At 39.9% G+C, this 6,849-nt stretch carries 2 protein-coding genes; both read left to right on the forward strand.

Features of this window, described 5'->3' with window-relative positions; translation table 11 throughout:
- Positions 1–130 precede the first annotated feature (130 nt).
- On the forward strand, positions 131–2,590 hold the full coding sequence (locus FEM33_RS20510; RefSeq protein ID WP_201747815.1) for a helicase-related protein: 2,460 nt from the start codon (positions 131–133) through the stop codon (positions 2,588–2,590).
- A 14-nt stretch (positions 2,591–2,604) separates the two neighbouring features.
- Positions 2,605–6,801, forward strand: a complete 4,197-nt coding sequence (locus tag FEM33_RS20515; RefSeq protein ID WP_201747816.1) for an Eco57I restriction-modification methylase domain-containing protein — start codon at positions 2,605–2,607, stop codon at positions 6,799–6,801.
- Positions 6,802–6,849 lie beyond the last annotated feature (48 nt).

Raw genomic sequence — 6,849 nt, forward strand, 5'->3', positions numbered from 1 at the left:
TCAAACAATATAATTGCAGAAAGCATCAAGGTATTGGCCGCAAAAAACCAGTAAATCTTTACCTGAATGCTGCTTAAATTTAATTACCAATGATCAACTGATGGTCTGAAAAGTAGGGAGTACTTCAGAGATGATAAAACGTGGTAAGGGAAAACGCATCATGGTATTGGCGCTCAAATCAATTCTAGGGCAATTCCAGCAAGAAATCTGGAATCGCTTTGCAATTCCGCTGGTACGTTTGGACTCAGATGGTATCTCAAAAATAAAATCTGAATTACCAGCCAACAAGAACCCATTCGAATATTACGATAAAACCATTGTGTCTATCGACACTCTTAAGAACAATGCTAAATTTCAGCACTATATTGAAAAGACTAAATGGGATATAATTGTCATCGACGAATGTCATACTGTGGCCAATGCCGGTTCTTTACGTGGTGGACTGGCACAGTTGCTTAGCACAAAATGTGAGTCTTTGGTGCTTACTTCGGCTACGCCACACAATGGAAAAAAACAAAGTTTTGCCAACCTGGTCAACATGATTGAACCTTTGGCTATTAAGGATGATCTTGACTATACAAAAGAAGACATATTACCTTATTACGTCCGTAGATTTAAGAATGACATTGATGACGAATCCGTCCGTTCGAATTTTCAGGAACGTAAAGTCCTTTCCATTCATGCCGATTTGGGAGCGGCAGAGAATGCTTTCCTTGAATTGCAACAAAAAATAAAGTTTGAGGCAGTAAGTTCACTTGATGCCGCAGACATACAACACGATCTATTTGGACGGAAATCAAAACGAAAACAAAAGAGAGATCTTTTATTTGCTATAGGTTTGTTCAAATCTTACATGTCTTCACCAGAAGCGGCATTGAGTACGCTGAATAACCGTATAGCTAAACTGAATCCCGTTGAAGACACAGATGATGTCGTTGAAAACAATCTGGAAATATTGGTAGACCTTCGGCAGCGCTTACTGGACAATATTGATAATGCTGCTGATGCTAAGTATCGCGCCTTTAAAGAAGAACTGATCCGTCTGAAATGGCAGGGACGAAAAAATGATTTCCGTATTGTCGTTTTTGCGGAGCGCATCGAAACATTAAAAGCTTTAAAGCAAAAACTTCAGAAGGATTTTAATTTAGATGAAAAGGTCATAGCCGATTTCCATGGTTCTTTGACAGATATGGAGCAGCAGCGTATTATCGAAGATTTTGGCAAGGCCGATGCTGATTACCGCATCCTACTTTCCTCGGACGCTGGCTCTCAGGGTGTAAACTTACACTACTATTGCAACCACATGTTCAATTATGATATTCCGTGGTCACTGATAACTTTGGAACAACGCAATGGCCGTATCGATCGGTATGGGCAAAGCAAAACGCCTTATATACACTATATGATTGCAAAATCAGATTTGGAAGGTCTGAAAGATGATTTGCATATTATTAATAAACTAAAAGATAAAGAAGAAGCAGTATATCAGTCACTGGGTGATGCCGCTTCGGTATATAAACTGTACAATTCTACCGCGGAAGAAGATTTAGTAACAAAAGCTATTGCTGCAAACAAAGCATCACTGATAGACCAGCCGGATACACCCGATGCCGATGATGGCGGCTTTGATTTGGGAGATGATTTTTGGGATGATGCCACGCCTGCTCTAAAAGTAGTTGAGCCCATACAGGAACAAATAAGCTTGTTTAAAAATGACAGAGCCTATTACGATGCCTTGATACAGCAGTTAAAGGCGGACCAATACCTGAAAATGGACGATGCTCATTTTGAAGGTGATCTGTTGGAAGTAAAACATACCAAAGAACTTAATCGAATCTTATACGATTTACCCCAGGAAGCGAAGCCGGCTAAAATTGGTGACGTTTATCAGCTTTCATTAAACAAAGATGATGTACAGAATGCCATTGCAGATGCTCGTAAAAAGAAAGGTGAGTGGGCTAAATTCCAGATGCTTTACGAGCTGCACCCGGTGGTACGTTTCCTGATGACACAGCTGGAAGCCAGTGTTGACAAAAATGTGGCACTGGTATCCAAACATTCCCGGATGCCAGCCGGGATAGCACATTTTGTAATCCATGGTTTGGTAAGCAATAGTGCTGGCCAGTCATTATTGGCTGATTTTTTTGTTATGTCCATGCACATAAATGGTGGGCTGCAAGACAAGCCAACACCTTTTGAGGATTTTATTAGGACTCATGAGCTGGATAAGGAATTGTATACCGAAGTTATAGAAGCGGACGATACCACCCGTTTGCAAGCGCTATTGCCCGATGTAATTAAATTCGCAAAAAAATGGCATATGGACGCAGAGCAAGACAAGTTGCAATGGGATATGGAAAAGAAACTGGCTGTTTACAAAGAGAAGCTTAAAAACTGGAAGGCCAGCAAAGACCAACAAATGCAATTTGAATTTGGGGATAAACCCGAGTATGGTTTTGTGAAGAGCCGTAGGGAAAACAAGGAGTATGAAATCCAAACCATTCTCAATAATTCGAGCCAGTATTTTAAAGATCTTACCAGCCTCAATGGCGACGCTTACCTTAAAGTGTTGGCTGTTTTTTACAATTAATAGAAAGACAACTAATGATTCATTTCATACACAATATAGGCGACTACTTTACATCCAATTACTTTGATGAAGATTTCTCTAAAAAAGTAATTGAAAAATCGGGCTATGGTTCAGATGCCATCAAAGAATTAGGCCAGGCTATTGCCAAACTAAAACCCGAATACTTTAAGCTGAAGCAAAAGTTTATTGAAAACCACCTGCGTACGAAAGACAAGATCAATCTTTCGCACGGGTTCCATTCATTGATGCTTGCAGCTTTGGGTTACGATGCTGCCAATACGCAATATCACGAGCTTTTTCCCATCAACGATAAAAACGTATTACCGGTACGCCACATTTTGCGCCGAGGCAATGATATACACCTGATGGTGCTGGAAATGCACGCTCTTATCAAAACGAAAGATCAGGACAATCCCGATGGCTTATTTGAGCAAAGTTATAATGTAGCGAACGAGGAAGACACCACCGCCAAGGCTCAAAAATACCACCGCTCTCAATGGGCTGACATTTTTACCGTGGCAGATGGACAGAGCATTTCGCCGATGATTATCAACCAGGCAATCAACGAGCTATTTTTGTTGCCCACACATCGTCGGCCAAAATACATACTGCTCTGCGGTGGAAACCAGTATTTTTTGCTGGAAGCAGAAAAATGGTTTCGCGGCAGCTATCTCCAACTGGATCTTGAAGCTCTGTTTGATGATGCTACCTCTCAGAAAGAATTTTATTCCGTTTTTTACCTGCTGCTAGGTAAGGATCTTCTTGCACCAACAGCGGAGATGGTGCTGATGGAACAATTGGACGAAGATGCGCATAAAGCTGCCTATGAAGTAACTAAGGACTTGAAAGAAGGTGTTATTCATGCGGTAGAAAACCTGGCCAACGAAACGGTAAAGTATTTAAAGGGACAGGGTACCGATTACCATGAAATCGATGCTAACCTTTTAAAAAGCGATTGCCTTAATATGGTTTATCGCTTGTTATTCTTGTTTTATGCCGAAGCTCGAAAAGATTTAGACATATTACCATGTAATGAAAACGATAAAGCTACGAACGAGGTGTATGAAAGAGGCTATTCCCTCGAAATGTTGCGTGACCTGGAACAGGTACCCTTGGTGACCGAATCCAGTATCAACGGATATTTTTTCCATGAGTCGCTATTCCGTTTGTTCGAGTTGCTCAACAATGGATACCGGGAAGATGATGGCGCAAACAAAAGTTTCAAAATTCGTCATCTCGATTCACCTATGTTTGATGCCAATGAACTGCATTATTTAAACAGAGTGAAAATCCGGAACATGGTTTGGCAGGATGTGATTTGTGAATTATCGCTTTCCAAACAACAAAGAGGCAAAACTCGGGGACGCATCAGCTATGCCAATTTGGGTATTAACCAGTTGGGAAGTGTGTATGAGAGTTTGCTGGCCTTTCGTGGATTTTTGGCCGAAACCGATTACATAGAAGTTCACCGCAAAAAGAAGAAAGGCGAAACAAGTGAGAAAGTGGTTCGTGCCGATGGCTCTTACCTGGTGCCGCGCCATCGTCTCGATGATTTTGAAAAAGATGAGATTTATTATACCGAAAAAGAGGAAGCCCGGGACGAACTGAAAGTAATTCCGCAAGGGGATTTTATATACCGGCTAAGTGGGCGTGACAGGCAAAAATCGGCATCTTATTATACGCCGGAAGTGTTGACCCAAACAACGGTTAAATATACACTCAAACCTATTTTGGAACGCCTGGATAAAGGTGAACTGAAAGCACCGGCGCTGTTGAAACTAAAAGTATTGGAACCGGCCATGGGAGCTGCCGCCTTCCATAATGAGGTGATAAACCAGCTTGCGCAAGCTTACCTTACTTACCGCCAAGACGAACTAGAAAAGAGGGTAGAGCCTAACCACTATCAGGAAGAACTGCAAAAAATAAAAGCGTACATAGCTCTCAATAATGTATACGGGGTCGATTTGAACCCTACGGCCGTAGAGCTAGGTAAGTTATCACTTTGGCTAAATGTGATTCACAAAGACATGCAAACGCCCTTTTTTGGTTACCGACTAGGTGTAGGAAATGCGGTAGTGGGTAGTTGGCTAAAAGTGTTTAAACACAAAGATTTTTCATTTGTACCAAAAGGCAATTCTGGAGCATATGAGAAAAAAGAATGGTGGAATATAGCACCACAACATTTAAAGTTTGGCAAGAAAGGCATCTTACGTAAAGACGATGAGATTTATCATTTTCTCTTGCCGGATATTGGAATGGCGTCAAGTGCTGGTATTAAACTATTAAAAAACGCCTACCCAAAGGAGGCAAAAGCGGTTAGCGATTGGCGGAAAGGCTTTTGTAAACCAATCGACGGAGATGAATTTAAAAAGCTTCAACAAATTTCTCGTGCCATTGATGCTCTCCTTTTGGAGCATTATGAAATTCAAAGAAATATTGGCCTCATTACCGAAGCCAATACCGTTTTTTTTGGTAACGAGAACACGGAACTCCAACTTAATTTTCAGGCATATAGCTATGAACAAAAAGAAAAGTTTGCCAGGGAGCGCCTGAAACCTAATGCGCCTTATTACAAGTTGAAACAGATCATGGACTATTGGTGCAGCCTTTGGTATTGGGATGTGCGCGTTGCTGCTGACCTACCTAGCCGTCGGCAGTGGCATGAAGACTTGATACAAATATTGAACATAGACTTGGCCGCTGAAATACCGAAGGAGCTTACTGATGAAGAGGCCAACCGCGACTATCGCAAGGATAGAAAGCAGTTAGAAAAGCAACTGCTGGAAGCTCTGAGGCGATCTACATCTTCCATATTTATAAATCAACGAGCAATATTGGTACAACAGTTTGCCGAACAGTACCGATTTTTTCATTATGAGCTGGAATTTGTAGAAGTATTCAGAGAAAACAACGGATTTGATGTTATAGTTGGTAATCCACCTTGGGTAAATGTCGAATTAGACGAAACAGGAGTTGTCGCAGAACTTTATCCCGAAGTCGCTACGCGGGATCTTCCCGCGCCACAAGTAAAAAAAATTGCTGAGAAATTATTTAATGATACAATTAGTTTTCAAAAATCATATTTCAAAGAAAGTGTCTTAGTTGAGAGTAATAAAACATTTTTAGGTTCAATTCAGAACTTTCCACTACTGCAAGGACAGAAAAATAACTTGTATAAATGCATATTGGAGAGCGGTTTTAAATGGATTAATAAGGGAGGATGCATGGGTTTGATTCATCCTGAAGGCATCTATGATGATCCAGGAGGAGAAAATTTTAGGAAAGAACTTTATAAAAGACTGAAGTATCATTTTCAGTTTAAGAATGAGCTAATGCTTTTTAGTGAAATTGACCACCAAATTTCTTATGGTATTCAAATTTACTCAGGAAAACAGGAACCAGTAAACTTTGTATCGATCCACAATTTATTTCATCCTTCTACAATCGATGGATGTTTTATTCATACCGGAAATGATAATGTAGGTGGATTTAAAGTTAAGGATGAAAAGACAGGAAAAATGAAATGGAACATCTATCCTCATGGAAACCGAATTGTGAGATTTACTGAAAGAGAACTTAAAGTATTAGCAAAAACATTTGAAAATTCTATCAGCTGGGAAGGAACAAAATTAGCCATAATACATGCAAATAGTATTATTTCGATCTTACAAAAACTTGGAAAATTCACATCGTCTGTTGAGGATTTTGAATCCAAAATTACCGATTGTTGGAATGAGACAACAAGTGTTAGTGATGGTACTATAAGGCGAGAGACAAGATATCCAGATGTAGATCTTTTTGAGATGATTTACAGTGGACCACATTTTTTTGTTAGTAATCCTATGTACAAAACTCCAAGAAGGGTATGTATTTTGACTTCTGACTATGATAATATAGACACCTCGATCGTAGATGAGAAATTTGTAGCAAGGACTAACTATTTACCTCAAAATGTTGTAGCAGGTTTTTCATCTAAACTCAAAGGATTTGCGGATTCCAAAAGTCAAATAGGAGAAACCTCATATGATAATTGGATAGATTATTACAAAGCTGGTTGTAGGAAAATGTTAGATGTAACAACAGAAAGGACTTTAATAAGTACAATTTTTCCTCCCAAAACTTCGCACATTAAGGGAGTGTACGCTGAACTGTGTCAGAATTTGATTTTGGTAGATTCAGCCTCCAAGGAAAAATTCGCGGTCTGCTTGTAGTCTATCACCAAATTTAATATACAATTGTGACATCGTCAAACCCCAATT

This window comes from Dyadobacter flavalbus, assembly GCF_006149045.1.
In the GTDB taxonomy this organism is placed as follows: domain Bacteria; phylum Bacteroidota; class Bacteroidia; order Cytophagales; family Spirosomataceae; genus Dyadobacter; species Dyadobacter flavalbus.